A 25,804-nucleotide genomic window follows, 5' to 3' on the forward strand; every position below is an offset into this window, starting at 1 on the left:
GTAATAACTTCGTATAGCATACATTATACGAAGTTATACGAGCAGCGGGTGGTGGAGGGGAGAAAACCCCTCCGTCAGCCCTGCGGGCTGCCACCTCCCCATCGCTGCGCGACAGGGAGGAATGCCCCGCCGTACCATCGGTCCTGGAAAGTCTCGAAAAAGCAAAACGCCCGGTCGTGAGACCGGGCGTTTTTCGTGCGACCGTCGGATGATTCCGATCAGTTGAGAACCGGAAACTCCATGTCCGGCAGTTCGGTGCAGTTGATCTCCTCGGTGATCGCTGCCGCCGTCGCCTTGAGTTCCGCGAGGTGGCGTTCCACCGCCTCGCCCTGCTTCATGGCGGCGGCGAAGTAGATCATCGTCAGCGCCGCTTCGAACTGGCCGTCGCGGAAGATCGGCACCGCCACCGACGAGGTCTTGCCCGGCGTCAGGTTGTGCTGGCCCCAACCGATCGCCGCGTAGCCTTCTTCGCGGATCTTGTTGAGCGTGTTGACCGAGACGTAGGCAGTCAGGTCCTGCTCCGACGGCGAGCCGACGAGCGAAACCCAGTCCATGACGCGGTCGAGCTGTTCCGGCGTCATATGCGCAAGGCACACCCGGCCCGAAGCGCAGTCCATCAATGGCAGACGGAAGCCCGGATAATACCGCTCGAAAGTCAGCGAGGTGTCCGCGTGGGTCGAATCGCGCACGACCATGTGCGTGCCGATGCGAACCGTCAGCGAGACCGGCCAGCCGATCTTGTGCGTCAGCGCCCGAAGATGCCGGCGGCTGTGTTCCACCAGGAAGCTGTCCGCCTGAAAGCCCTGCGACAGCGACTGGACGAGCGCGGTAGGCCGGTAGAACTTGCGCGCCGGCTCCTGCTCGATGAGGCCCTCATGCATCAGCGTCTGCACGATGCGGCAGGCGGTGGGATAAGGGATGCGCCCACGCTTCGAGATCTGCATCATCGAAAGCGAGCCCATCTGATTTATTTCCTGAAGTATCGAAATAGCCCGGCAAACCGCCCGGATCGGTACACCTCGTTCCATAGCTTCACCCTAAACCCGTGTTCTTGATCGGACCCCTCCTCCGATGTTTGTGAAGCTATCGTTACGGCCCCGATTACCGCCTGGCGAATGCTTTTTTATCCGCAGGGTGAGCACAAAATCCGCACACCGACCAAAAAACGGCGGATGTGCGCGTTTATCCGCGCAGCGGATCGCGGTGAAATGCGCCTGTCATATGGTTGATCACGATCAATCCTTTGCTCGCGTCCGGAAGCAAGGCCCGGATTGGCTCCTTCACCAACGGCGAATCCGAATCACTCGGGGCTCGGACGCGAAGAAGTCCACGCTCTCAACTCCGCTCAGGCTGAGCTTGTCGAAGCCCCGGCGGCGAGGCGCTGGCCGCACGCGATGCAGCAGATGGCCCGGCGTTGCGGGCGGGCTTCGACAAGCTCAGCCTGAGCGGGGGATGGTTTTGGGATCAGAGGTACGGACCGCGACAGATTCGCTTCGCAATGACGATTCCAAGAAAGCGAGCCGGGCTGGCGCGCATCACCGGGCGCGACTATCCGTAGAACGGACATGCCGCGCCGATCGCTCGACGGCGCCTCTTGCCCATTCCAATGCGTGACGTGATGACCAGCCAATCTGCTCCGAGAACGCTCTACGACCGCCTCTGGGACGCGCACACGGTCGTGCGCGGGGAGGCTGGCAAGGACCTGATCTATATCGACCGCCACCTCCTGCACGAGGTGAGCACCCCGCAGTCCTTCGAGCTGCTGCGCGACAATGCCCTTACGGTGCGCCGCCCGGTGACGCAGCTGGCGGTGCCAGACCATGCCGTGCCGACCTCGGAGCGCGGCGGCGCGATCAAGGGCGAACTCGCGCGCAAGCAGGTCGCGCTGCTGGAGGCGAACTGCGCCGAGTTCGGCATCGAATACCTCGCGCTGGAAGGCGAGCGGCAGGGCATCGTCCATGTCATCTCGCCCGAGCAAGGCTTCACGATGCCCGGCATCTCGCTAGTCTGCGGCGACAGTCATACCGCCACACACGGCGCCTTCGGGGCCTTGGCCTTCGGCATCGGCGCCAGCGAGTGCGGCACGGTGATGGCCACGCAGACGCTCTGGCAGGCGCGCAACCGGAACCTGCGCGTCCACTACGCCGGGCAGCTGCAGCCGCATGTCACCACCAAGGACATGATCCTCGCCCTGATCGGCACGATCGGCGCGGGCGGCGGCATCGGCCATGCGATCGAGTTCACCGGCGAGGCGGTGCGCGCCGCGTCGATGGAAGCGCGCATGACGCTGTGCAACATGGGCATCGAGGCCGGGTCGCGGGTCGCCCTCGTGGCGCCGGACGAAACCACCTTCGCCTGGCTCAAGGGCCGCCCGCGCGCGCCGCAGGGCGCGATGTGGGATCAGGCCGTCGCCTGGTGGCGCACCCTGCGCTCCGACGACGACGCCGTGTTCGACCGCACCGTCGAGATCGACGCCGCCGCCATCGCCCCGCAGGTGACCTTCGGCACCTCGCCCGATCAGGTCATGGCTGTGGACGGCACCGTGCCCGCCGGCCCTGCCCGCGCGCTGGACTACATGGGCCTTGAAGCGGGCAAGCCGATCGCCGGGATCGGCATCGACTATGCCTTCATCGGCAGCTGCACCAACAGCCGCATCGAGGACTTGCGCGCCGCCGCGGGCGTGATCCGCGGCCGCCATGTCGCCGAGGGTGTCACCGCGATGGTCGTCCCCGGCTCCACCGTCACCAAGCACCAGGCCGAAGCCGAAGGGCTCGACAAGCTGTTCGAGGCGGCGGGATTTGCGTGGCATCACGCGGGCTGCTCGCTCTGCGTGGCGATGAACGGAGACTTCGTGCCCGAAGGCAAGCGCTCCATCTCCACTTCCAACCGCAACTTCGAGGGCCGTCAGGGCGCGGGTGCGCGCACGCACCTCGCCAGCCCGGCGATGGTCGCCGCCGCCGCGATTGCCGGCCACATCGTCGATGTCCGGAAGGAGTTCGCCTGATGCCCGGCTTCACCCCCTTCACCGCCCCCGCCTTCGTGCTGGCGGAGGATGACGTCGACACCGACATCATCTTCCCCGCGCGCTTCCTGCTGCACACCGAGCGCAAGGGCCTCGGCCGCTTCGCCTTTCATGACCGGCCGGCCCTGCTCGAAGCCTACGAGGCTGCGGGCAAGCCGCCGGTCCTGCTGGCGGGCGCCAACTTCGGCTGCGGATCGAGCCGCGAGCATGCCGTCTGGTCGCTCGACGGCATGGGCCTGACCGCCGTGTTCGCGCCCAGCTTCGGCGAGATCTTCCGCGGCAACTGCGCCAACAACGGCATGGTGGCAGGGATGATGGAGCCCGCGACGCTCGCCGCGCTGCAGGCGCTGGCGAAAACGGGCAACGACCTTGCCATCGACCTCGCCGCGCAGACCGTGACCTGCGCCGGGCAGGAATTCGCCTTCACCGTTCCCGACAGCGACCGCGAAATGCTGCTCGCCGGCTGGAACAACACCACCCGTATCCTCGCCCTGCACGGGCAGGACATCACCGCATTCGAAAAGGCCCAGCGCTCAGCCGCGCCGTGGCTCTGGACAGAGGAAACTGAAGCATGAGCGCAAACATCCTGAAGGCCAAGCTGGCCAAGGGCGAGTTCTTCCCGGTCCCCGGCGTGCACGACATGATAGCCGCGCTGATGGCGGAGCGCGCGGGCTTCGACGTCGTCTACGGCAGCGGCTACTGGACGACCGCCTCGGGCTACGGCCTGCCGGATGCGGGTATCGTCAGCTACACCCAGATGCTGGACCGCATGGCGACGATCAAGCGCACCATCGGCTCGGCCCTGATCGCGGACGCCGACACCGGCTTCGGCGGTCTTCTCAACGTCCACCATACCGTGAAGGGCTACGAGCAGGCGGGCATCGCCGCGATCCAGATCGAGGATCAGGAATTCCCCAAGAAGTGCGGCCACACCCCGGGCAAGCGCGTCGTCACCACCGAAGAGATGGTCGACAAGATCAAGGTCGCCGCCGAAGCGCGCGAGGACATGCTGATCATCGCCCGCACCGACGCCTACCAGAGCTTCGGCCTCGACGAGACGATGCGCCGCCTCGAAGCCTACGACAAGGCCGGCGCCGACATCCTCTTCCCCGAGGCCGTGACCACGGAGGAAGAGATGCGCAAGGTCTGCGAGACCTTCGGCAAGCCGGTCATGGTCAACATCGCCAACGGCGGCGTGACCCCGCCCTACCCGACCGACGTGCTGGCCGAACTCGGTTTCGCCTTCGCGATCTACCCCGCGCTCACCAGCCTCGTGTCGGCCCGCGCGATGGAGCTGGCGCTGAACCAGCTGCGTGACCACGGCACCGGCGAGCCGACCGAGCCCGGCCTGTTCGATTTCAAGGAATTCTGCTCGCTCGTCGGCTTCGAGGAGGTCTGGGCGTTCGACAAGAAGTGGGCGCGCTGATGGGCACCACGACGCGCGCGGCGGTGCTCGCCCAGTCGGGCGGGAATGCCAAGCCTTACGCCGAGAACGCACCGCTGCGCTTCGCGGAACTGGACCTCGACGCACCCGGACAGGGCGAAGTGCGCGTCGCCATCGACGCGGCGGGCCTGTGCCACTCCGACCTATCGGTGGTGAACGGCGACCGCGTGCGCCCGATGCCGATGGCACTGGGCCACGAAGGCACCGGCATCGTCGAGGCACTCGGCCCCGGCGTAACCGGCCTCGAGGTCGGCGACCGCGTGGTGCTGGTGTTCCTGCCTTCGTGCGGCCGCTGCACCCCGTGCCTCTCGGGCGAGGGCTACTTGTGCGAGACGGGCGCGGCGGCGAACGGGCGCGGCGAGCTGATCGGCGGCGGCTTCCGTCTGCACGACTGCGGCAGCGACGTGCACCACCACCTCGGAGTCTCGTGCTTCGCGACGCATGTGGTGGTCGATCAGCGCTCGACCGTGAAGGTGGACCGTGACATTCCCGCCGAAGTCGCCGCCGTGTTCGGCTGCGCGGTGCTGACGGGCGTGGGCGCGGCGATCAACAGCGCCGCGATCCGCGCCGGCGAGACAGTGGTGGTCTTCGGCCTCGGCGGCGTCGGCCTTGCGGCGCTGATGGGCGCCGTGGCGAGCGGGGCGGCGACGGTCATCGGCGTGGACCTTGCACCGAACAAGATCGCGCTGGCCGATGATCTCGGTGCGATCGGCACCACCCCGGACCAGCTTGAGGCCGTGATGGCCGAGCATCTGGGCGGGAAGGCCGACGTCGTGATCGAGACCGTGGGCAACGCCAAGGTGCTGGCCTCGGCCTATACCGCAGCGCGTCGCGGCGGCCGTGTCGTCACCGTGGGCCTGCCCTCCCCCGAGCAGCGGCTCGACCTGCAGGCCGTCTCGCTGGTGGCCGAGGGCAAGTCGCTGATCGGCTCCTACATGGGCTCGTCGATCCCGGCGCGCGACATTCCGCGCTACGTGGCGATGTGGAAAGCCGGCCGCCTGCCGGTGGACCGCCTCATCAGCTCCACGCACAAGCTGGACGACCTGAACGAAATGCTCGACGCGATGGATCGCGGCGAGGCGATCCGCCAGATCATCCGGTTCTGAGGCATGGCCTCACCTCCGTCATTGCGAGCGTAGCGAAGCAATGACGAGCGGGGGAAGTGGGGCAGGTGAACATGCACGTCGAAATCCAACAGGCGGGCAAGGCACTGCAGCCTCCTTGCCCGCAGCCGGCAGCTGGGATCGACTGATGCTTGCAGCGATAAGCTGCATCTATCAGGGATTCCTGCATGTCATTCAGGCTCGCTTTTCTGGCCGCGCTGAGCGCCGCCACCGCCATGCCGCTTGCGCCAGCCACCGCGCAGCAGCCGGTACAGCTTGATCCGTCCACTTGCGTCACACCGCCGTTCTATTCCGGCCCAGCCCCGTTCAAGTCGGTCGAACAGCTTCCCGACCAGCGCGTCACCTTCCGCATCTGCGCGCCTGATGCGAAAGAGGTGCTGCTCACCAGCACCGACATCGCGAAGATCATCCCGATGGGCTTCCCGCCAGGTACGCCGCAGGGCCTGACGATGGCGAAGGACAAGACCGGCCTGTGGACCGTCACCACGCCCCAGCCCGTCCCCGCCGACACCTCCCGCTTCGCCTTCCGCGTCGATGGCGTGAAGACGCCCGATCCGCTCGGCAAGACTTTCTCCGAGGAACTGAAGGGCATCAATTCCACCTTCGAGGTCATCGGCCCCGAAGGCGCGTTCCAGACGTGGGATGCCAAAGTCGCCCACGGCACCGTCTCGACCGTCGAGTATTGGTCCAATTCGCTCGGCATCAAGCGCCGCGCCCATGTCTACACGCCGCCCGGCTACACGAAGGACGCGCGCAAGTACCCGGTGCTCTATCTGGTCCACGGCGCGGGTGACAGCGACGACAGCTGGACCAGCGTCGGCCACGCCAACCTGATCCTCGACAACTTGATCGCCAGCGGCAAGGCCGTGCCGATGATCGTCGTCATGCCGGACGGCCATACACCGCTGCGCGAAGGCGTCATGACGCTCGACAACCCGGACTTCGGCAACGAACTGATCAAGGACCTGATCCCTTACGTCGACGCCAACTACCGCACCGACGCGCGCCCGGCAACGCGGGCGATGGCGGGACTGTCGATGGGCGGATCGCACACGCTGCGCAACGGGTTGACGCATCCCGACCTGTTCCGCTGGATCGGCGTGTTCTCGATGTCCCGACAAGGGCCGCGTGGACGAATACGCGAAGACTTATGATGCCGCGCTCAAGCAATCGGCGCGCGATCTCAGGCTGCTCTACTTCGCGATGGGCAAGGACGACTTCCTCTACGGCACCGTCGCGCCGACCCGCGCGCTGTTCGATCGCTACCACATCGCGTATCATTACAACGAGACCGGCGGCGGGCATGAATGGCCCAACTGGCGCCGCTACCTCGCGGACTTCGCGCCGAGGCTGTTCCGCTAGGCCGAGGGGCTTCGACAAGCTCAGCCTGAGCGGGGTGGAGAGGGCCGTGACTACTGGTCCCTGCACCACCCCCGCTCACCCTGAGCCTGTCGAAGGGTCGCAGCACCGCCCTCTCCATCTGGCGATCAATTTACTGTTGCACCCTAATAGATTTCCGATTCTCGATCATTCTCGCCTCGCCAGAAAGGCAGAGGGAAGACAGGGATGACACAGGACAGCCGGGCCACCGGCGAATTGACGGTAATCCAGCTCGAAGTCGAACCGGCTAGCGCCGAGGCGCTGGCGCCGTTCGGCGCGATCGTCGGCCGCGAGGCGCCGGTCACGCCGGTCTCGGTCGACTTCTACAAGGGCGCGGTGAAGATGAGCTACCCGGCGCGCTTTCTATGCGAGCATCCGGTGGAGATCACCCTCGCGCAGATGGACCGCCGCCAGGGCGAAGTGCGCTACATGGAGCGCCATTTCCAGCACACGCAGGCATTCCTGCCATTGGGCGGCAAGCCCTTCGTCGCAGTCATGGCCCCTCCCGGCGAGGACGACCTGCCCGACTTGTCGAAAGTCCGCGCTTTCCGCTTCGACGGCAGCGCCGGCTTCGCCATGCACATCGGCACCTGGCACGAATTTCCCTTCGCGGTGGAGGACGGCACTGACCTCGTCGTGATCCTCTCCAGCCAGACCGGCTACGACCTCAAGGCCAAGGACGCGCAGACCGAGGAAGCCCACGGGCCGGACCTCGACAAGAAGGACATCGTGGCGCGCACCGGCCACGTCTTCCGTTTCGATCTGGGAGTGAACTGACAGTGGCGGACCGCATCAACCTCGACCGCAAGGCGCACTCCAAGGGCAGCCAGCCGGTCATCTTCGAAAGCGAGACGACCGACGCCCTCGCCGGCATGGTGCTGGCGCTGCTGGGCGAAGTCGTGGTCCTCAAGGACCGCCTCGACGCGAACGAACGCCTGCTCGCGGCGGCGGGCTTGCACGGTCCGGCGGACATCGACATGTTCGCACCCGACGCGCAGACGAAGACGGAGCGCAGCGCCTATCGCCAGGCGATCTACGACCGCGTGCTCGGCTCCGCCCGCGACAAGCTGATGCCCGAGGCACTCGCACAGCAGAACGACTACGAAGGCGTCCTCGACGCCGTGACCCGCGACTGAGGCAGGAGGATCACCCATGGAACAGTACCGCCAGGAACACTTCGGCCACGCGGTCATGCCGCAGGCCACTCATGACGAGCAGGCGATGGAGGACCATTTCCTCGCGATGCGGGCGTGGACCAACCGCAACATGGACCCGCTCGACCGCCGCCTGCTGGACGAAGTGATCGTCCCCGGGATCGAGAAGAAGACCGGCACGAAGCCCACCTCCAGCGCGCAGGTCCGTCAGGCGCTGGAAGCGCATCCGCTGCACCAGTACTGGCTGACGCTCTCGCTCACCTACCAGGACCGCATCTGGCAGGCGCTGGACGGCGCGATCGACCGCCAGTACGACGAACTCGCAGGCAAGGTGAAGGCGCAGGTGGCCGAGCCCAAGGGCTCGCTGCGGCTGAACCCGGAGCTTGAGATCCCGCGTTACATCGCCGCCTTCGACCATCACCGGATGCCGGGCAGCTACGTGGTCGATACCGCGCAGGACGATTTTCGCGCCGGGGCGCTCTACGACCGCTTCGCCTCGACCTACCTGCGCAACCTCAACGGTGGATGGAAGAACGACGGGCGCGGGCACAGCCTCGCCAGCCACGTTCAGGACTTCTACCCGGACTTCAAGCCGAAGCGCATCCTCGACCTCGGCTGCTCGGTGGGCCATTCGACCGTCGCCATCGCGCAGGCTTTCCCGGACGCGGAGATCTTCGCGCTCGACGTCGGCGCGCCGATGCTGCGCTATGGCCATGCCCGCGCGGAATCGATGGGCGTGCCGATCCACTTCAGCCAGCAGGACGCCGAGCATACCGACTTCGCGGACGGCAGCTTCGATCTCGTCTGCTCGTCTGCCGTGATGCACGAGACTTCGGCCAAGGGAATGCGGCAGATCTTCAAGGAATGCCATCGCCTGCTGCGGGACGGCGGCGTGATGTGCCACGTGGACGTACCGCCGCGCCACGAGCACCTGTCGCTCTGGGACCAGATGCGCTGCGACTTCGAGAGCCACTACAACAACGAACCGTTCATGACCTCGCTGGCGCGGATCGACTGGCACAAGGTCGCCGTCGATGCCGGTTTTGCGGGTGACACGGTGCTGGTGGGCTACCGCAAGGGCACGTCTTACCTGAAGCCCGATCGCGAGGACTTCTTCACCGAAGGCCACCCGCAGGGCCAGGCGATGATCGGCAGCTGGTACGCCTGTTCGGCGATGAAGTGAGGCCTTAGCGTCGTCCCGGACTCGATCCGGGACGACGTCATTTCCCCGCCACGCGCTTCAGGAACGGCATCGCCGTGTCCACCGAGCGCGCGGGGCAGTCCATCGGCATCATGTGCCCGCACTGCGCCACCACCTCGAGGCGCTTGTCCTTCGCCCCGAGCAGGTCGAGCGCCTGCCGCCCGTCCTTCTCCAGCGGCACTTCATGGTCGTCAGAGGACCACAGCAACAGGCTCGGCACGGTGATCGCGCGCAAGTCATCCGGGGTGCGCGCGAACGCCAGCGAGCCCGTCGCCGCCTTCATCGCGCCCGCCGTGGTCGCCGGATCGCGCATCGCGCGGTTGTTGAGGTCGGTCCACTGATCCACCAGTCCGGGCGTGACCGCCTTCGCGTCCAGCATGTTCGCCAGCATGATCTGGCGCCAGAATTCAGGCTCGTGCCAGCCGGGATGCTTCGCATCCTGCGCCACCGCATCCTTGAGCGCCTGCGGCATCGCCGCGTAGTCGATCTTGAGCGGCCCGGCGGCTATGTTCGAGAGGATCACGCCCGAGACCCGCTCGGGCCGCGCGACGGCGTAGGCAGCGGTTTGCACACCCGCACTGGAGGTGCCGACGATGACGAAGCGGCGGACGCCGAGCTTGTCCATCAGCGCGTCGATCACGGCAATGCGCTGGCTCAGTTCATAATCGTTGCGCGGGTTCGGACCGGACAGGCCGAGCGGCGACTGGTCGAAGCGGATTACCCGGTAATGGCGCTTCAGCTTCGCCGCCCAGCCGTCCCACTGCCGCAAGTTCGCATAGGAGCCATGCAGCAGCAGGATCGCCGGACCGCGCCCTTCGTCGACGTAGTGCAACGGCTCCCCGGCAATGGTGTCGAAGTGCGAAGCCGGGAGGGCGTAGCGTTCGCGAAGCTGCGCGTCGGAGGGCACCTCGGGCGGCTGAGCGCCGGCCATGGAGGTAATCGCCAGCATGGCGGCTCCGAATACCCAGCGCATCGTCATCTCCTTAAAGGGCTTCCCCTGCGAGCAGGCGCGCACATTCACTGTCGCCGCGCAGCCGTGCCTTGCGGATGGCGCGAAGGGCCACGGCGTAGAGCCCGGTGCCCAGCAGCAGGAACGGCACGCAGACCAGCGCGATCGACCAGCCGACGCTTGCCGGATCGCCGAACACGCGCTCGGTCACGCTGGCGACCATGAGCGGGCCAAGGCTCGCCCCGAGGATGGTGTTGAGCACCAGCGTCAGCGCGATGGAGCTGCCCCGCATGCGCGGCGGCACCACCGACTGCAGCGTCGCGAACATCACCGTGCCGACGACCGAGAACACCGCATTGGCCGAGGCGACCAGCACGGTCGCGAAATGCAGCTCGTGCGCCAGCACCGAAAGCGTGAAGGGCAGCGCGAAAAGCGGCGCGACCGACAGGATGCGGAACCGCGCCAGCGTGTCGCCCGAACGCATCGAGCGATCCAGCAGCGTACCGCCGACCAACGGCCCGATCGCCGAAAACAGAATCGACAGCGGACCAAGCCACGCACCGAGATAGGCAGGCGTGGCGCCATAGGCGCGCAGCAGCATCGAAGGCGCCCACGACGCGCCGCCGTAAGCGACCGTGAAGCAGGTCGCGAAACCGAAGTAGAGTGGCAGCAGCACAGCGCGGTTGCGCCACAGGTAAGCCGCCTCGGCCGCGCCGGGTACTTGCGCCGCGCCCTTGGGGGCATCGCCCTGCCGGGGCGGCTCGCGCGTCAGCAGCAGCATGGCGAGCGCAATGACGAGCCCGCAGGCGCCGAAGATCACGAACACCGTACGCCACGCCGCCAGCCCGCCCAGCACCGGGAAGCCAAGGAATGCCCCCGCTCCCGCCGCCGCGAGGATAAGGCTGGTCAGCGAGATGGCGATGCCGTTCGCCAGCCCCTGCCCCATCATATAGACCGAGATCGGCCGCCCGCGCCGTGCGGGCGCGAAGAGGTCCGCGATCAGCGAGATCGCGGCGGGACCGAGCGCCGCCTCGCCCAGTCCGACCAGCAGGCGCGCCGCGAAGAGCGAGCCGAACGACTGCGCCAGGCCGCTCCCGATCGTCGCGAGGCTCCACAGGCCGATGCCTGCGACGATCAGGTTGCGCCGCGAAATGCGGTCGGCAGCAAGGCCCATGGGAATGCCCATGAAGGCATAGAACAGCCCGAAGGCGAGGCCCTGCAGCAGCCCGATCTGCTCGTCGCTGATGCCCAGCGTGCCGCGTACCGGGTCGACCAGGATGTTCAGCGCGGCCCGGTCGATCACCGACAGGATACCCGCAAGGAACAGCATGATCACCATGGTCCAGGCACCGCGCGTGTTCGGCCGCACGGCGTCGGTCGCGGAGACCTCAGGCATATCGAGAGCGATCGGGCCGGCCATCGTCAGAGCAGTCCGGCGGCGCGGGCGCGCGTCTTGATGTAGTCGCCCAGCCAGTCGAGATTGCGGAAGCGCAGCGTGCCGCGTCCCACCGCCGTCGAGCTATGCGCCATCCCTGCGACAAGGCGCAGACACTTGGCCATCAGGAACACTTCAATCGCATCCCTCTCTTCGGGCGTGAAGGGGCGCACAGATTCGTAGCCCGCCTCGAAAGCCTCGCCGATCTTGGGATCGAAGCCGTAGAAGAGGTTGCCCCACACGAAGTTCTGCACGTCCTGCATGAGGAAATCCTCACCCGCCGCGTCGAAATCCAGAAGCGTGATCTGGCCGTCTTCCGCCACGTGGACATTGCTCGGGTGGAAGTCGCGGTGGCACACACCGAGCGGAACCTTGCCCGAAGCGGCGTATTCGTCCAGCCGCTTGTCGAGATTGGCGGCGATGATCGGGTAATCGCGCAGGTCGTCCGGGCGATCGTAGACGAAGTCTATCAACGCGGGCATGCAGATGTTGTAGTCCTTGGCCGTCTCGGTCGAGAACGTGTGGTCCTTGCCTGCCTGCTCCTTGGCCCATGCGTCGCCATGAAGGTGCATTTCGGCCATCGCCGCGCCGATGCGGAAGGCGGTTTCCTCGGACAGCCGATCGCCGAACTTCACGCCCGGCGCCCAGTCGTAGAGCGCGAGCGCACGCTCGCCCTCGGGCGACAGAACCTTGAAGTAGAGCTTGCCGTCATGCTGCGGCACACCGACCGAGGCGGGGAAGCCCGCGCGGCGCAGGTAGTCGAGGAAATCCAGTTCATAGGACACGTCGTCGACATCGCGGTAGGTCTTGCGCCACACGCGCAGGGCGTACTTCGCCTCGGCGTCCTGCACGAGGTAGACGTCATTCATGCCGCGATAGAGCAGGAAGCAGGTGAGGTCGCCCTTCAGCGCGTAGCGGCGTGCCACTTCGCGAACGATGAAGTCCGGGTGGAGGACCGAGTGCGATACTTCGGCAACCGGAAGGTCAGAGGTGGTCAAGGAAGTCTCGCAATTCATCAGCTAGTCGCTCCGGTGCAATATCGAAAATGTCGCGGTCGAGGTCGGTAAGCTCGACCACTCGGCAGGAAGGCAGCCGCGCGGCCGCCTTGAGTGAAAGGTGCATGAGGTCTTCGGCGGGCTGCAGCAGCAGCGCGGGCTGGGAGACCTGTTCGAGACGGGCGAAGTCCCACGACCACACGCCCCGATAGGCCCAGGTGAAGCGGTCCATCGCACGCGCCTTGTCGGCGAAGTTCAGCGCCGCCTTTTCGAGCGGGACGCGGGCGTCGCGCTTACCCACGACATAGGCCCAGAGGCCCGCCGTCAGGTCGCGCACCACGGTGCCCTCCTCGTCGAGCGGGGGGTAATTCTCGGCATCGGCAAGGCGTTTGGCGAGGGCCTCGGCGTCATACATCGGGATGCCGGTAAGGCCCATCGCGCGCACCCGGTCGGGCCGGGCGATTGCAAGCTCGCAGGCCAGCAGCGAGCCGGTGTGGAAGCCGTAAAGATCGACCTTGCCCGCCAGCACGCCTTCCTCCGTCAGCGCATCGAGGGCATCGGAGAAGCCGGCCGCATAGCCCGCCATGCCCGGGGGCGCGGACGGCGAATCCGACATGCCGTAGCCCGGCGTATCGAAGGCCACGACCAGACGGTCAGCGGCGAGCGCGGCGATCAGCGGCTCGTACTCGAAGGACGATGACGGGTTCTGGTGGAGCAGCACGACGGGCGCGCGCTCCCCTGCCGTTCCGGCGATGCGGTAATGCATCTGGCCGTAGCGGCAGGTCGTATAGGCTCTTCTGATCACAGGGCGGTGTTCCCGAAGCCCTCTTCGCTGCGCAGGCGCGCGGCGGCGAACTTGTCTTCGTCGAGGTCGTAGGCCCACAGGAACAGCCCGTTGATCGTGAACATGATCGAGGGGATCACCGCGAAGCCGACCTTCAGCGCCAGCATCGCGCTCTCGGGCTGCTTGACGATCGCGCCGCCCGTCGTCGGCACGTAACCGAGCGCATGGAGAAACACGCCGAGCACCGCAACGCCGAGCGCGAAGCTGACCTTCTCGACCACGGCGATGGCGCTGGAGAGCAGGCCCTCGCGCGCCTCGCCGGTCAGCACGCGGTCATAGGCCTGCGTGTCGCCCAGCATCGAGATCGACATGAGGATGATCGCGCCCGAACCGAGGCCGCCGCCCACCGCACGCACCATGATGCCGACGGTGGTGATGGTGTTGTCGGCCAGCAGCCAGCTTAGCGTGGTCAGGCAGAAGATCACCACGCCGCAAAGGTACGTGCGGCGCTTGCCGATGGTCTTGCCGCTCCACACCCACAGCGGCATGGCGAGCGCGGTGACGACGTTCTGCGTCACGGCCATGATGATCTGGCCGGTATAGCCCACGCCCACGACGTTGAGCATGTAGAGCAGCATCGTCGATGCGACCGAGGCGAACGAAAGGAACTGGAAGACTTTCGCGCCCAGCAGCATCATGAACGGCCGGTTGCGGGCGATGGCGCGCATTTGCGCGAAGCCCGGCAAGTGCTTGCCCGTCGCGGGCTGCGTACCGTGCTGGACCGGCACCGAAAGCGCCGTCGCAGTCATGGCGCCGCCGATGATGAGCGCCATGACGAGGCCCATCGTCGCGAAGCCCGCGCGGCCCGCGCCGCCGCTCTGGATCAGCCACGCAGTGCCCGCCATCGCCAGCAGCTGGCCGATGGAGACGAACACGGTGCGGAAACCGATCAGGCGGGTGCGTTCGTGGAAGCCGTCGGTCAGCTCGGCGGGCAGCGCCATGTACGGCACGTTGAACAGCGAATAGGCAGTCGAATAGATCACCAGCGCGGCGATCATCCAGACCATCAGCGCGCCCTGCCCCATGACCGGCGGCGCGAACAGCATCACGAACGACACCGCCGAAAGCAGCGCCCCTGCGGCAAGGAACGGCTTGCGGCGGCCCCAGCGGGTGCGGGCCCGGTCGGACAGGCTGCCGATCACGACGTCGATCACCGCGTCGGCCAGCTTGGAGACCATCAGCAGGTAGCCCGCGATCTCCGGCGACTGCCCGAGCACGGTGGACATCAGCGCCGGGAAATAGGTGGTCACGGTATTGAGCATGATCGACACACCGACCGTGCCCACCCCGAAACCGAGGCAGATGCCGATGTCGAGGCGCTTGTGCGCACCCGCTGCGGTGGTAGCGTCCATCTTCATGCTCCGGCTGCGAGGAATTGCGCGATCACGTCCGCCTTGGCCTGCGCCGAGCCGCCAGTGGATGCCTCGTGCCCATCGGCCAGCAGGCCGAGCGCGGTCTTCACCGAGGCGTTGAGCAGGGCCAGTTCGGTTTCCGGCTTGAGCAGCAGCGTCGGCGCGGCGATCCGCGCCATGCGCTCGAACGCGCGGTAGCGGAACGCGGCGATATAGGGCTTGGGGTAGGTATCCAGCGCCTTGAGCACGTCGAGCGTGATCCGATGCAGGATCTGCGGCGGCGGCATCGGCACGGCGAGGCGGTGCTCGGCATCCTTCATGAAGTGCGGGAAGAACAACGCCTGGTCGCGGCAGAAGTTGAAGGCCCAGATCAGATGGCGGCCGTACTCGTCGGGCTCCACCACGGGCGCGTAATTGGCGACGACGGCGTCCCGCAGTTCGTCCTCATACTCGGTGATGCCGTCGAGGACGAGGCGGCGTACGCGGCCTTCATGGCCCGCCGCCAGCTCGCAGGCGATACGCGCGCCGGTGTGGGTGCCATAGGCATCCACCGCATCGAAGCCGAGCACCGTGCAAAGCCGGTCCATCGAATCGGCGAAGTAGGCAATGTCGGGCTCGGCCGGAGCGGGCGGCGGCGAATCGCCGTTGCCCAGCGTGTCGGGCGCGACGATCTCGCCCAGACGGCCTGCTGCGCGCAGGGCGAGCATGAAGTCCTGCAGGAACCAAGAAGAGGCAGGCGAGGCGTGGAACAGCAGCAGCGGCGTGTGCCCCGGCTCTGCGGCCGGAAGGCGCCGCAAGTGAAGCTGGCCCTCGTCGAGCCGCACGAAAGTGCGCTCGATCTGCGCAAATGGGTTCTTGTCAGTCGGGTTCATGAGAGGCAGGCTATCGCAGTCGCTCGCCAAGCCACGACATGAAGAGAAAGTTTATCGGCTAGCGAATAAAACTTTAGCACTGAGCGCGAACCGCGCCCGGTCGTGTTCATATTGCAGCATGGACACGACACTCCTCCCCGACGATGGCGCGTTACTCGCGGCGCTCGAGCGCGAAGGGCCGATGAACCTCGCCCGCGCTCTCGCCGTCATGGAGCGGCACGATCTGGCCGGGCTGGTGCTGGGCGATCCGATCAACGTGTTCCACGCGCTGGGCCACTGGCCGCAGATCGGGCGCACCCGCGCCGGGCAGCCGCCGGGGACTTTCGCCCTGATCGCGCGCGAAAGGCTGGAGATTCCGGGCCTCGTGACCAGTCGCTTCCTGCATCACTACAGCTGGGCGGACGGCCGCAGCCGCAGCGACGTGGCGGTCTGGCTCTATACGCACATGGGCGACGAGGGCGACGAGACCGCGCTCGAAGTGCCCTTCTCTCCTGTCCTTCCGGAACGGCACTCAGCGGCACTCAGCGGCACCGAACGGCACCGGGCGGCCGTCAGCACGACCCTCAGCGGCGCCATGACCGCACGCAGCGACGCGGGCGGCGCGATCGTCGCGGCCATGAAGGGCCTGGGACTCTGGCAGGGCCGGGTCGGCTTCGACCACACCGTCATCGCCGAAGTCGCCGAGCGTCACGACCACCCCGGCGCGATGGTCCAGGCCGACAACATCCTGCGCGAGATCCGCCTCGTGAAGTCGCCGCTGGAACATGCGCTGATGGCGCGCGCGGCGCGATCCAACGTCGATGCCCTCAATGCGGTCGGCCATGCGATCCGCGCTGGCGCCACGCACGTTGAGCTTCAGGCGCTCTATCGCATGGAGTGCGCGGCGCGGGGCAACACCGCGCTGTTCCTCAACGTCGACCGCGTCTCCTCCGACCTCTCGCGCCTTCAGGTCGAGGACGGGCAGACGCTGATGCTCGACGGGGTGAGCCAGTTCCTCGGCTACCATGGCGACTTCGCGCGCACCGTGTTCGTCGGCGAGCCCACGCGCGAGGCGCGCCGCGCCGCCGAGGCTGCCGCCTTCGGCTGGCAGGCGGTGCGCGAACAGTTGCGCCCGGGCCTGCGCTATTCCGAGATCGCCGCGATCGGCGAGGCCGCGATCCGCGCTGCCGGGTACGAGGCCGCGATCGGCTTCGGCCCGCACAGCGTCGGCCTTGCCCACACCGACGAGCCCGGCGAAGTCCACGGCGGTTTCTGGCGCAAGCCCGACATCGTCCTCGAGCCGGGCATGATCCTCTCGGTCGACTGCCCGACGCTGGACACCGGCATCGGCGGCTCGGCGCACTGCGAAGACCTCGTCCGCATTACCGAGACCGGCTGCGAACCCATCCATCCTCTCCACGACCCGGTGATCATCGTATGACCAGACCTTTCATCCTTTCCGCCTCCGTGGCCGAACCGGCCTTCGCCGTGCCCGGCCATGCCCGCGCCGTGCTGCAGGCCGCCGAAGCGGCCGGGTTCGACCTCCTCATGCTCGGCCGTTCGGGCGAGCGTCCGTTCGACGCGCAAGTGCTCGTCGCCTGGGCCGCACCGATGACCTCGACGCTGGGCGTGGTCGCCACCGTGCCCGCATCGAAGGCGCACCCCTTCCACGTCGCCCGCGCGCTGTCGGCAGTGGACTTTCTCGCCGCCGGGCGCACCGGCTGGTCGGTCGTCCCCGAAGGCGCGCCCGAGGGCATGGCCGAAGACATGGTCGGCGCCGCCCGCGCGTTGTGGGACGGCTGGGGCAGCGACACGCTGATCCTCGACAAGACAAGCGGCCGCTACCTCGACGCATCGAAGGTCAAGGCATCGAACTACAAGGGCGCGTTCTTCAAGGTCGCAGGTCCCGTCAACGCGATGCGCCCGCCGCTCGGCCATCCGCTGCTGGTGGTGGACGGCGACGATCCGATCGCCATCGACGATGCCGACATCGCACTCGTGTCCGACGGCACCGCCGCCCCGCAGGCGACCAAGCGGCTGATCAAGGTCGGCGCCGATGCCGACGCCGCCATGCTGGCCGAACGCTTCGAGGCGCGCGAGATCGACGGCGCGCACTTCACCTTGAGCGATGCCCTGACGCAGCTGCCGCAGATCGGCGCGCGTCTCGCCTCCCTGCTCGCGCCTCGCCCGGCTGGCGACCTGCGCGCACGGCTTGGCCTGCCCATCCCTTCCACCGCCTCCAACCAGCCCGGCGGCGCCGTGATCCCGGAGATCGCATGATGCAAAACCAGATTCATCTTTGGGCCTTCCTGCAAGGCATCGGCTTCTTCCCGACCGGCTGGAAGCATGAGCGCGCGCGCCCCGAGGGCGTGTTCCACATGGACTACTACACCCGCGTCGCGCAGTTGGCCGAACAGGGCCGCTTCGACGCGATCGTCTTCGGCGACCAGCTGCAGTCGCGCGGGGCTGGCGGCCGCGCGCCCGAGCGTCTGGCGATGCCGACGCTCGATCCCGTCACGCTGCTGACGGCGATGGCGGCGGTGACCAAGCATATCGGCCTCGTCGCCACCGTCTCCACCACGTACAACACGCCCGAGATGCTGGCCGAGCGCTTCGGCACGATGGAGCGCATCACCGGCGGCCGTTCGGGCTGGAACATCGTCACCACCGCGCACCCCGACACCGCGCCCAACTTCGGCGAGACCGAACTGCCGCCCAAGGACGCGCGCTATCGCAACGCCGTCGAAGTCGTCGCCCGCGCCTGCGAACTATGGGCCGAGATGGACCGCGAAGGGCCGCAGCTGCCGCAGGGCCGCCCGGTGCTGGTGCAGGCAGGCCAGTCGCCCGACGGCCGCGACTTCGCCGCGCGCACGGCCGAAGCGATCTTCTGCCCCGCCGCCACGATCCAGGCGGGTGTCGATTTCCGCACCGACCTGCGCAGCCGCGTGGCGGGCGTCGGCCGGAGCCCTGACGGCGTGCGCATCATGCCCGGCCTCTCCTGCGTGCTCGGCGGCACCGAGGAAGAGGCCCGCGCCGAGCATACCGCGATCCTCGACCTTGCCGACGATGCGCTGGCGATCGAGTATCTGTCGGAATCGCTGTGCTGCGACCTGACCGGCTTCGATCCGCTCGGCCAGATCCCGGTCGACGAGATTCTCGCGAAGACCCTGCTGCCGCAGGGCGACGTCGCCCGCTCGATCGTGCCGGGCGCCGAGAAGGGCACGCCGCTGGGCGAGTTCGCCGCCAACTTCATGCGCCACCCGCGCGGCCACAACGTCTTCATCGGCACGCCCGAGCAGATGGCCGACATGATGATCGAGTGGCGCGACGCGGGCGCCTGCGACGGCTTCACCCTGCAGCCCAGCTACATGCCGGGGGGCCTTGAAGACTTCGTCGGTCAGGTCGTGCCGATCCTGCAGGCGCGCGGCCGCCTGCGTACCGACTATCCGGGCGCCACCCTGCGCGAGACGCTGGGCCTGCCCGCGCGCGAAGCGGTGACGGCATGAAGATCGGCCGCATCGCACTCGCCACGCTGGGCGCAGTCGTCCTCGTCGGCGGCGGCACCGTTCTGGCCTTGCGCGCCGGAGCGGGCGAGTCCGACCGTGCGCAGCTGGAAAAGCGCTGGGCCGACGGCCCCTCGCGCTTCGTCACCATCGACGGCGTGCGCCTGCACGTGCGCGAGGAAGGCCCGGTCGGCGCCCCGGTGATCGTCCTGCTCCACGGCTCGATCGTCAACCTGCACGAGTGGGACGACGTCGCCGCGATCCTCAAGGACAAGTACCGCGTCGTGCGCTTCGACTGGTCGCCTTACGGCCTGACCGCGCCCGATCCTTCCGGGGTCTATTCGACGCCGCGCTCGGCACAGCTGATGAACGGCCTGCTGACGAAACTCGGCTACGACAAGTTCGCGCTCGTCGCGACGTCGAACGGCTCCAACGTCGGGCTGGAATACAACCGCGCCTATCCCGGCCACGTGACGGCGATGGCGTTCTCGATGCTGCCGCTGGAGCGCCCCAGCCAGACCCGCAAGGTCAACTGGCGCCTGAGCTGGAGCCTGCCGGTATTCAAGGCGGTGCTGCCGAACTGGCGCCCGCACTGGTTCTGGCGCGCGATGCTGGAAGATACCACCCCGCCCGGCTTCCAGCCGACCGACCGCATGGTCGACCAGATCACCGAGATGAACAACCTGCCCGGCGCGCTCGACCGGCAGGCGCAATACATCCAGGCGAACGTCAAGGCGTTCAAGACATCGGACGTCGGCGCCGTGGCCGAAACCGTCCACGTGCCCGTGCTGCTGCAATGGTGCAGCTACGATGACGTGATCTCGCAAAGCGCCGGTGCCTCGGTCAAGCGCTTCACCAACGCGCCGGTGACGCTGATCGAATACCCCGACCTCGGCCATTTCCCGATGTGGGAGAAGCCGCAGAAGTTCGCCCGCGACCTCGAAGCCTGGCTCACGAAAGTCGCTGTGCGGTGATGAATGCGCCTGTCGGACGCCGTTGCATCCGACAGGCGAACAAAGGGCACGAGCCTCTTCAATAGAGCGCGAGTTAAGGGAATTCTTACGGCGATAAAAATTTCTTGATTCACCGAAAATCGTAAATTGAAATTTTATCACGATCGGGCCGACAGGACGGCCAATGGCTTACTCGCTTCCGGTTCTGCACGTCAGTGCAGAACGTGCATAGTATCATTACAAAAACCAATGGCAGTGAAATTCGCAGATACGCAGGGAACGTGACAACAATTGGCGCCGCAAGTGCGCCTTTAACATTGAGGGACGAAATGACCGGCAAATATAAACTCCAGTTCGCCTCCACCTTGTCAGGCATTGCTATTGCAGCAAGCCTGACCGCGGCTCCCGCGATGGCGCAGGACACCGGCGGCGACATCATCGTCACCGCACGCAAGACCGGGGAAGACATCCTCAAGGTTCCGGTCACCGTTACCGCGATCACCTCCGAAACGCTCGACGCCAAGGGCATCGTCTCGGTCACCGACATGGCCGCCTCGACCCCGGGCATCAACATCAACAACAGCTCGTCAGGCCACGCCGACCGCTCGTTCCAGCAGGTCGTCATGCGCGGCATGACGCCGTCGACCACGCTCGCCACCACGACCTCGATGTTCATCGACGGCGTCGCGGTGTCCTCGCCCTCGCAGGTCAGCGCGATCAGCAACCCGGAGCGCGTCGAGATCATCAAGGGCCCGCAAAGCGCCTACTTCGGCCGCAACACGTTCGCGGGCGCGATCAACGTCGTGACCAAGATGCCCGGCAACGACTGGGGCGGCGAAGTGCTCGGCATGCTCGGCACGCGCAACAACTGGCGCCTGCGCGGATCGATCGAAGGTCCGATCATCCCCGATCTCCTCTCGTTCCGCATCAACGGCGAGCAGTATTCCCGGGACGGTTCGTGGAAGAACCAAGACGGCGTGACGCTGGGCGACCAGCAGACCAAGAGCGCTTCGCTGCTGCTTGCCATCACCCCGGCCTCGAACGTCACCATCAAGCTGTTCGGCATGCTGAGCGAGGACAAGGACGGTCCTTCCGCTCAGACCCGCCTCTATTCCTACGACGTCAAGGCGCCGAACGGCAGCACTGTCGTCCAGGGTCAGGCGAACTGCATCCTCACCGGCGATACCCGCGGCGTGCTCAACCCGGTCACCGGCCTGCCCGCCGGCGCTGCGGTGCAGAACCCCTACTTCTGCGGCACCATCCCGACGATGGCGAACCCGGTCACCGCGAACGTCACCAACACGGACTTCGTGCGCCAGTTCCTCAACATCGGCACCAATCGCATCGTCGATCCCTCGGAAGGCGTGCAGGGCTACGGCCTGCTGCGCCGTACCAAGCACGCTCATGCGACGTTCGACTGGGAAGCCACCGACAAACTGACCATCTCGGCGCTCGCAGGGTACAACCGTGAGGTCTGGACGACCTTCATCGACCTCGACAGCTACGACGGCAGCGCCCTGCCCAGCGGCTACGACTACAACGGCAACGGCAGGATCGACGCCACCGAGATCTTCGGCGAAGGGTACTTCAACTATCCGTACCTGATCGAACGCAAGATCGACGACTTCTCGCTCGAAGGTCGCCTGTCCTACGTCTCCGGCCGGTTCCACGGCGTAGCGGGCATCAGCTACCTCAGCGCCGACCAGCTCCAGGGCCTGGGTGGCGGCACCGGCGCGCTGACCGCGTCCAGCCTCTCGCCCGGCGGCCTCAGCCGGAACAAGACCACTGGCCTGTTCTTCGGCCTGACCTACGACGTGACCGACACGATCTCGGCCAGCTTCGAAGGCCGCTACCAGATCGACCAGTTGCAGGCATTCGCCCGCCCCTCCGGCGTGAGCGTCGCATCGAGCGCGTTCATCCCGGCTGGCTTCTACACCGGCGGCACCGTGCTCGCGAGCGCGAAGTACAAGAACTTCACCCCGCGCGCGATCGTCAACTGGCAGATCACGCCCGACACCATGGTCTATGTGTCGTGGGCCAAGGGCGTGAACCCGGCGCAGTTCAACACCAACATCCTGTCGCAGGTCGGATCCGTGCAGCAGGCGGCCTTCGATGCCGGCGGTGAACTGGCGATCAAGCCCGAGAAGATCACCAACTACGAGATCGGTCTGAAGGGTCGCATCGGATCGACCCTGCGCTACACCTTCGCGGCCTACTACGCCCAGTGGCGCAACCAGATCAACTCGACCATCATCGTCGCGCCCGACGCCACGCAGCCCACCGGCTACAGCTTCGTCACCGCATCGATGAACGCGGGTTCGGTAAACCTGCGCGGTATCGAGGGTGAAGCGTCCTGGCGCCCGACCGAGTTCCTGACCATCGACGCCGCCGGTGCGATCAACGACTCGGACATCAAGGCCTTCGCCAGTTCCACGGTCAGCGCCCTGACCGGGATCTACGACTATTCCGGCAAGGAGATGAAGAACACCTCGAAGTACTCGGCCAACGTCGGCGTCCAGGTCGGCACCGAGATTTCGGGCTGGGACAAGGGCAGTTGGTTCGTGCGCGGCGACTGGAACTTCAAGTCGGGCGTATGGTCGAACGAGGCGAACCTGGCACGCACGCCGGACCTGCACCTGTTCAACGCACGCGCGGGCATCACGCGGGGCAACCTCTCGCTCGAGGCGTTCGTGAACAACATCTTCAACAACAAGACGCCGCTGACGATCTCGGACAATTACACGCTGTCGCCGGGCTTCGTTTATGCGGCGCGGACCTCGGCGCTGATGCTGGGGCTTGGCGATCTGCGCACCGCAGGCGTGCAGGCGAAGATCAAGTTCTGATCCGGCGCTGCTGCGAGACAAGGAAAGGCCGGGGGAAACCCCGGCCTTTTTTATTCCTCCCCGAGCTTGTCTCGGGGAGGGGGCGCCGACGCAGTCGGTGACGGAGGGGGAATTGCCCGGCCTCTCCCCCTCCACCACCGCTTCGCGGCGGTCCCCCTCCCCGAGACAAGCTCGGGGAGGAACAAAAAAAAGGGAGGCACAGCCTGCGCCGTGCCTCCCCTTCATCTCGCTTGTGGGAGCGACCTCATCCCATCAGGGCGATGGCCTGCTCCTCGCTGAGCACTTCGGCGTACTTCTTCGACAGGTCGAACAGGTTCGCCTCGTGCGGGCGCTCGTCGCGGTCGCCGCAGGCGTCCGCCACGACCAGCGGAACGAAGCCGTTCTGCAGCGCATCGAGCGCCGAAGCGCGCACGCAGCCCGAGGTGGAGAAGCCGGTGATGAACAGGCTGTCCACGCCCATGCTGGTCAGCGTCGCCGCCAGCGAGGTGCCGAAGAACGACGAGGCGTACTGCTTCGTCACCACAACTTCGTCGGCACGCGGCTGCAGCGTATCCGGGAAGGCGCCGAGCGGCGAGCCCTCCAGGAAAGCCTCCAGCGCGGGCACCTTCCTGTAGAACAGCCCGCCGTCCTTGCCGCCCGCGCGGTAGACGACGTTGGTGAAGATCACCGGCACCCCCGCCTTGCGCGCCGCTTCCGTCAGGCGCTCGCACGAGGCGAGAGCCGTCTCGAAGCGCGGCGAGTAGAGCGGCTGGCCGGGCGTGAGATACGCCACGACCACGTCCACCAGCAACAGCGCCGGCTTCTTGCCGGGCTGCAGAGCCCCGCCGAAGCCGCCACGGTTGTAGTCGTCGAGAAGGTCGCTCACTCGGCGGCCTCCGCGAATTCGACGGTAGCCCACTTGGGCGCGGTCGGCGCAGGCAGGCCGGTTTCGGCGAGGCAGTTCGCGCGCAGCGTCTCGATGTCGGGGCCGAAGTCGAACACGCCGATTGCACCGCGCTCGGTACGCAGCTTCTCGCGCAGCGCCGAGGTGGCGGCTTCATCGACCGCGCCGTCCGTGATGACGACGCCGTAGTCCTTCGCGCCCTCGGCGGTGACGAGGCCCTGGCCGATTTCCTTCAGCACCAGCGCGGGGTCACGGTCGAGCGGGTCGCCCCAGCCGCCGCCGCCCCAGGTGATGAAGTGCAGCACGTCACCGGCCTCGACCGGGTAGTCCTCCAGCTTGTTGCCGACGACGATCTCGGTGCCGTCGGCCTTCACCAGCAGCTTGCGCGCGCGCTTGCCCGGGTGGCCGCCGTTGACGCCCCAGGGCGGCACGAACCAGCGGTCGTCGTGGATGGCGATCACGCCCGGCTCAAGGAAGCGGTAGACCATGTTGATGCCGTTGCCGCCGCGATGCAGGCCCGCGCCGCCCGAATCCGGCACCGTCTCGTACTTCTCAATGACGAGCGGGAAGTAGCGCTCCAGGAACTCGTTGGGCACGTTGGTGAATCCGGGGAACAGCGAGTGCCCGTCCGGCCCGTCGCCCAGCGGACGGCCGGGAATGCCGCCGAAGCCGATCTGGAACAGCTGGAACCACTTTCCGGCCTTGTCGGTGCCTGCGTAGAACAGGTGCGGGCTGGACGAGAAGCCGGCGGCGTTGAGGAATTCCGGGGTCTTCTGGCCCAGCAGGCCGCCCAGGATGTCGAACAGGCGGCCCAGCACGTGGGTGCGGCCCGAAAGCGCGGCCGGGAACTTCGGCTTGAGCAGCGAGCCTTCCGGAATGCGCACGTCGATCAGCGGATAGTAGCCGTCGTTGAACAGGATCTGCGGATCGAAGACCATGATCATGTAGATTCCGAAGAACATGCGCATCATGTTCTCGTTCAGGAACATGTTGATCGAGGCCTGGCTCTGCGGATCGGTGCCGTCGAAGTCGAGGACGACGCGGCCGTTCTCGCGCCACATCGTGCACTTGATCTTGTACGGGCCGAAACCCATGCCGTCGTCGCAAATGTAGTCCTCGAACGAGACCTTCTCCTCGCCGATCGAGCTGGCGATCAGCTGCTGCATCGCGCGGAAGTTGCGGTCAAGCAGCAGGTCGGTCGCCGAGACGAAGACGTCGTCGCCGAAGCGCTCGGCCATTTCCACCACGCGGTGGGCGGCGACGCGGCACGAGGCGATCAGCGCGTTGAGGTCCGCCTTGCACCACGCCGGGGTGCGCGACTGGTGCATGACCAGCTTGATCAGGTCCTCGTTGTATTCACCCTTCTTCCAGATCTTGACGGGCGGGATGCGCACGCCTTCCTGGAAGATCTCGGTGGCGTGGATCGGCATCGATCCGGGCACCATGCCGCCAATGTCGCTCTGGTGGCCGAACATCGAGGTATAGGCGATCAGGCGCCCGTCCTTGAACACGGGCAGCAGCACGAGCCAGTCGTTGCAGTGGCTGATCGCGCCGCCGACCGAGTAGGGGTCGGACAGGAAGATCATGTCGCCGTCTTCCACGGTGCCGTCGAAGCCGTCGAGGAATGGGCCGATGTAGGAGCCGAACTGGCCCACGATCATGCGGCCCTGATGGTCGGCGATCAGCGGGAAGGCGTCGCCCTGTTCGCGGATGCCGGGCGACATGGCGGTGCGCACCAGCGTCGCGTCCATCTCGACGCGGGCATTGCGCAGCGCGTTCTCGATGACTTCGAGGGTGACGGGGTCGATATCGACCTTGTTGAAGGGCGTTTCGTTAGCCTGGATGATACGTGCGGGCATTGGTTCTCTCCC

The 25,804-nt window shown here is 66.7% G+C and carries 23 protein-coding genes; 14 read left to right on the plus strand and 9 right to left on the minus strand.

The window, feature by feature from the left end; translation table 11 throughout:
• Positions 1-218 precede the first annotated feature (218 nt).
• The gene (locus HWN72_RS18410) at positions 219-1,028 is read right to left on the minus strand and encodes an IclR family transcriptional regulator C-terminal domain-containing protein (protein ID WP_036529004.1); all 810 of its coding nucleotides are present in this window, start codon (positions 1,026-1,028) and stop codon (positions 219-221) included.
• 578 nt (positions 1,029-1,606) lie between these two features.
• On the opposite strand from HWN72_RS18410, the gene leuC reads away from it, so the two are divergent.
• From leuC to HWN72_RS18450, 9 genes are all read left to right on the plus strand, one after another.
• Entirely contained in the window at positions 1,607-3,004 is a 1,398-nt protein-coding gene (gene leuC, locus HWN72_RS18415) for a 3-isopropylmalate dehydratase large subunit (RefSeq protein ID WP_375154527.1), read from the plus strand.
• Positions 3,004-3,597, plus strand: a complete 594-nt coding sequence (locus HWN72_RS18420; protein ID WP_036529003.1) for a 3-isopropylmalate dehydratase small subunit 2 — start codon at positions 3,004-3,006, stop codon at positions 3,595-3,597. The genes leuC and HWN72_RS18420 overlap by 1 nt, the downstream gene beginning before the upstream one ends.
• Positions 3,594-4,448 (plus strand): oxaloacetate decarboxylase, encoded by an 855-nt coding sequence (locus HWN72_RS18425; RefSeq protein WP_036529001.1) that lies wholly within the window; start codon positions 3,594-3,596, stop codon positions 4,446-4,448. Before HWN72_RS18420 ends, HWN72_RS18425 begins: the two co-directional genes overlap by 4 nt.
• Complete coding sequence (locus tag HWN72_RS18430; RefSeq protein ID WP_069709589.1) at positions 4,448-5,572, plus strand: zinc-binding dehydrogenase; 1,125 nt, start codon at positions 4,448-4,450, stop codon at positions 5,570-5,572. Before HWN72_RS18425 ends, HWN72_RS18430 begins: the two co-directional genes overlap by 1 nt.
• Positions 5,573-5,757: 185 nt before the next feature.
• On the plus strand, positions 5,758-6,744 hold the full coding sequence (locus HWN72_RS18435; protein WP_248006111.1) for an alpha/beta hydrolase-fold protein: 987 nt from the start codon (positions 5,758-5,760) through the stop codon (positions 6,742-6,744).
• Positions 6,719-6,952 carry a hypothetical protein gene (locus HWN72_RS31155; RefSeq protein ID WP_248006112.1) on the plus strand — a complete coding sequence of 78 codons (234 nt, stop codon included), beginning with the start codon at positions 6,719-6,721 and terminating at the stop codon, positions 6,950-6,952. The genes HWN72_RS18435 and HWN72_RS31155 overlap by 26 nt, the downstream gene beginning before the upstream one ends.
• Positions 6,953-7,156: 204 nt before the next feature.
• The gene (locus tag HWN72_RS18440) at positions 7,157-7,747 is read left to right on the plus strand and encodes an ureidoglycolate lyase (protein WP_036528998.1); all 591 of its coding nucleotides are present in this window, start codon (positions 7,157-7,159) and stop codon (positions 7,745-7,747) included.
• A gap of 2 nt (positions 7,748-7,749) precedes the next feature.
• Positions 7,750-8,106, plus strand: a complete 357-nt coding sequence (locus HWN72_RS18445) for a hypothetical protein (protein ID WP_036528996.1) — start codon at positions 7,750-7,752, stop codon at positions 8,104-8,106.
• Positions 8,107-8,122: 16 nt separating this feature from the next.
• Positions 8,123-9,307 carry a class I SAM-dependent methyltransferase gene (locus HWN72_RS18450; RefSeq protein WP_036528995.1) on the plus strand — a complete coding sequence of 395 codons (1,185 nt, stop codon included), beginning with the start codon at positions 8,123-8,125 and terminating at the stop codon, positions 9,305-9,307.
• 37 nt (positions 9,308-9,344) lie between these two features.
• On the opposite strand, the gene HWN72_RS18455 is transcribed toward HWN72_RS18450, so the two are convergent.
• From HWN72_RS18455 to HWN72_RS18480, 6 genes are read right to left on the minus strand one after another with little or no spacing between them, the layout of a single operon-like run.
• A complete protein-coding gene (locus HWN72_RS18455) occupies positions 9,345-10,298 on the minus strand; it encodes an alpha/beta fold hydrolase (RefSeq protein WP_036529044.1) in 954 nt (317 codons plus the stop codon).
• Positions 10,299-10,308: 10 nt separating this feature from the next.
• Positions 10,309-11,694: an MFS transporter gene (locus tag HWN72_RS18460; protein WP_036528994.1), complete on the minus strand. Its 1,386-nt coding sequence runs from the start codon at positions 11,692-11,694 to the stop codon at positions 10,309-10,311.
• Between the two features lie 2 nt (positions 11,695-11,696).
• A complete protein-coding gene (locus HWN72_RS18465) occupies positions 11,697-12,707 on the minus strand; it encodes a phosphotransferase enzyme family protein (RefSeq protein ID WP_248006113.1) in 1,011 nt (336 codons plus the stop codon).
• On the minus strand, positions 12,694-13,509 hold the full coding sequence (locus HWN72_RS18470) for an alpha/beta fold hydrolase (RefSeq protein WP_036528992.1): 816 nt from the start codon (positions 13,507-13,509) through the stop codon (positions 12,694-12,696). The genes HWN72_RS18465 and HWN72_RS18470 overlap by 14 nt, the downstream gene beginning before the upstream one ends.
• Positions 13,506-14,900, minus strand: a complete 1,395-nt coding sequence (locus tag HWN72_RS18475) for an MFS transporter (protein WP_231958328.1) — start codon at positions 14,898-14,900, stop codon at positions 13,506-13,508. The genes HWN72_RS18470 and HWN72_RS18475 overlap by 4 nt, the downstream gene beginning before the upstream one ends.
• Positions 14,901-14,902: 2 nt before the next feature.
• Positions 14,903-15,772 (minus strand): alpha/beta fold hydrolase, encoded by an 870-nt coding sequence (locus HWN72_RS18480; RefSeq protein WP_036528988.1) that lies wholly within the window; start codon positions 15,770-15,772, stop codon positions 14,903-14,905.
• 118 nt (positions 15,773-15,890) lie between these two features.
• On the opposite strand from HWN72_RS18480, the gene HWN72_RS18485 reads away from it, so the two are divergent.
• From HWN72_RS18485 to HWN72_RS18505, 5 genes are all read left to right on the plus strand, one after another.
• On the plus strand, positions 15,891-17,192 hold the full coding sequence (locus HWN72_RS18485; RefSeq protein WP_036528986.1) for a Xaa-Pro peptidase family protein: 1,302 nt from the start codon (positions 15,891-15,893) through the stop codon (positions 17,190-17,192).
• Complete coding sequence (locus HWN72_RS18490; RefSeq protein ID WP_036528985.1) at positions 17,189-18,031, plus strand: LLM class flavin-dependent oxidoreductase; 843 nt, start codon at positions 17,189-17,191, stop codon at positions 18,029-18,031. Before HWN72_RS18485 ends, HWN72_RS18490 begins: the two co-directional genes overlap by 4 nt.
• Complete coding sequence (locus HWN72_RS18495; RefSeq protein WP_231958327.1) at positions 18,031-19,257, plus strand: LLM class flavin-dependent oxidoreductase; 1,227 nt, start codon at positions 18,031-18,033, stop codon at positions 19,255-19,257. Before HWN72_RS18490 ends, HWN72_RS18495 begins: the two co-directional genes overlap by 1 nt.
• Positions 19,254-20,228, plus strand: a complete 975-nt coding sequence (locus HWN72_RS18500; protein WP_036528982.1) for an alpha/beta fold hydrolase — start codon at positions 19,254-19,256, stop codon at positions 20,226-20,228. The genes HWN72_RS18495 and HWN72_RS18500 overlap by 4 nt, the downstream gene beginning before the upstream one ends.
• A gap of 308 nt (positions 20,229-20,536) precedes the next feature.
• Positions 20,537-23,050 carry a TonB-dependent receptor gene (locus HWN72_RS18505; protein ID WP_036528979.1) on the plus strand — a complete coding sequence of 838 codons (2,514 nt, stop codon included), beginning with the start codon at positions 20,537-20,539 and terminating at the stop codon, positions 23,048-23,050.
• Positions 23,051-23,294: 244 nt separating this feature from the next.
• Here the strand turns inward: HWN72_RS18505 and HWN72_RS18510 are convergent, their stop codons facing one another.
• Both HWN72_RS18510 and HWN72_RS18515 read right to left on the minus strand, forming a co-directional pair.
• Positions 23,295-23,915, minus strand: coding sequence for an isochorismatase family protein (locus tag HWN72_RS18510; protein WP_036526979.1), 621 nt, complete (start codon positions 23,913-23,915; stop codon positions 23,295-23,297).
• Complete coding sequence (locus HWN72_RS18515) at positions 23,912-25,792, minus strand: hydantoinase B/oxoprolinase family protein (RefSeq protein ID WP_036526980.1); 1,881 nt, start codon at positions 25,790-25,792, stop codon at positions 23,912-23,914. The genes HWN72_RS18510 and HWN72_RS18515 overlap by 4 nt, the downstream gene beginning before the upstream one ends.
• Positions 25,793-25,804 lie beyond the last annotated feature (12 nt).

This window comes from Novosphingobium sp. HR1a (genome assembly GCF_015594425.1).
GTDB lineage: Bacteria > Pseudomonadota > Alphaproteobacteria > Sphingomonadales > Sphingomonadaceae > Novosphingobium > Novosphingobium resinovorum_A.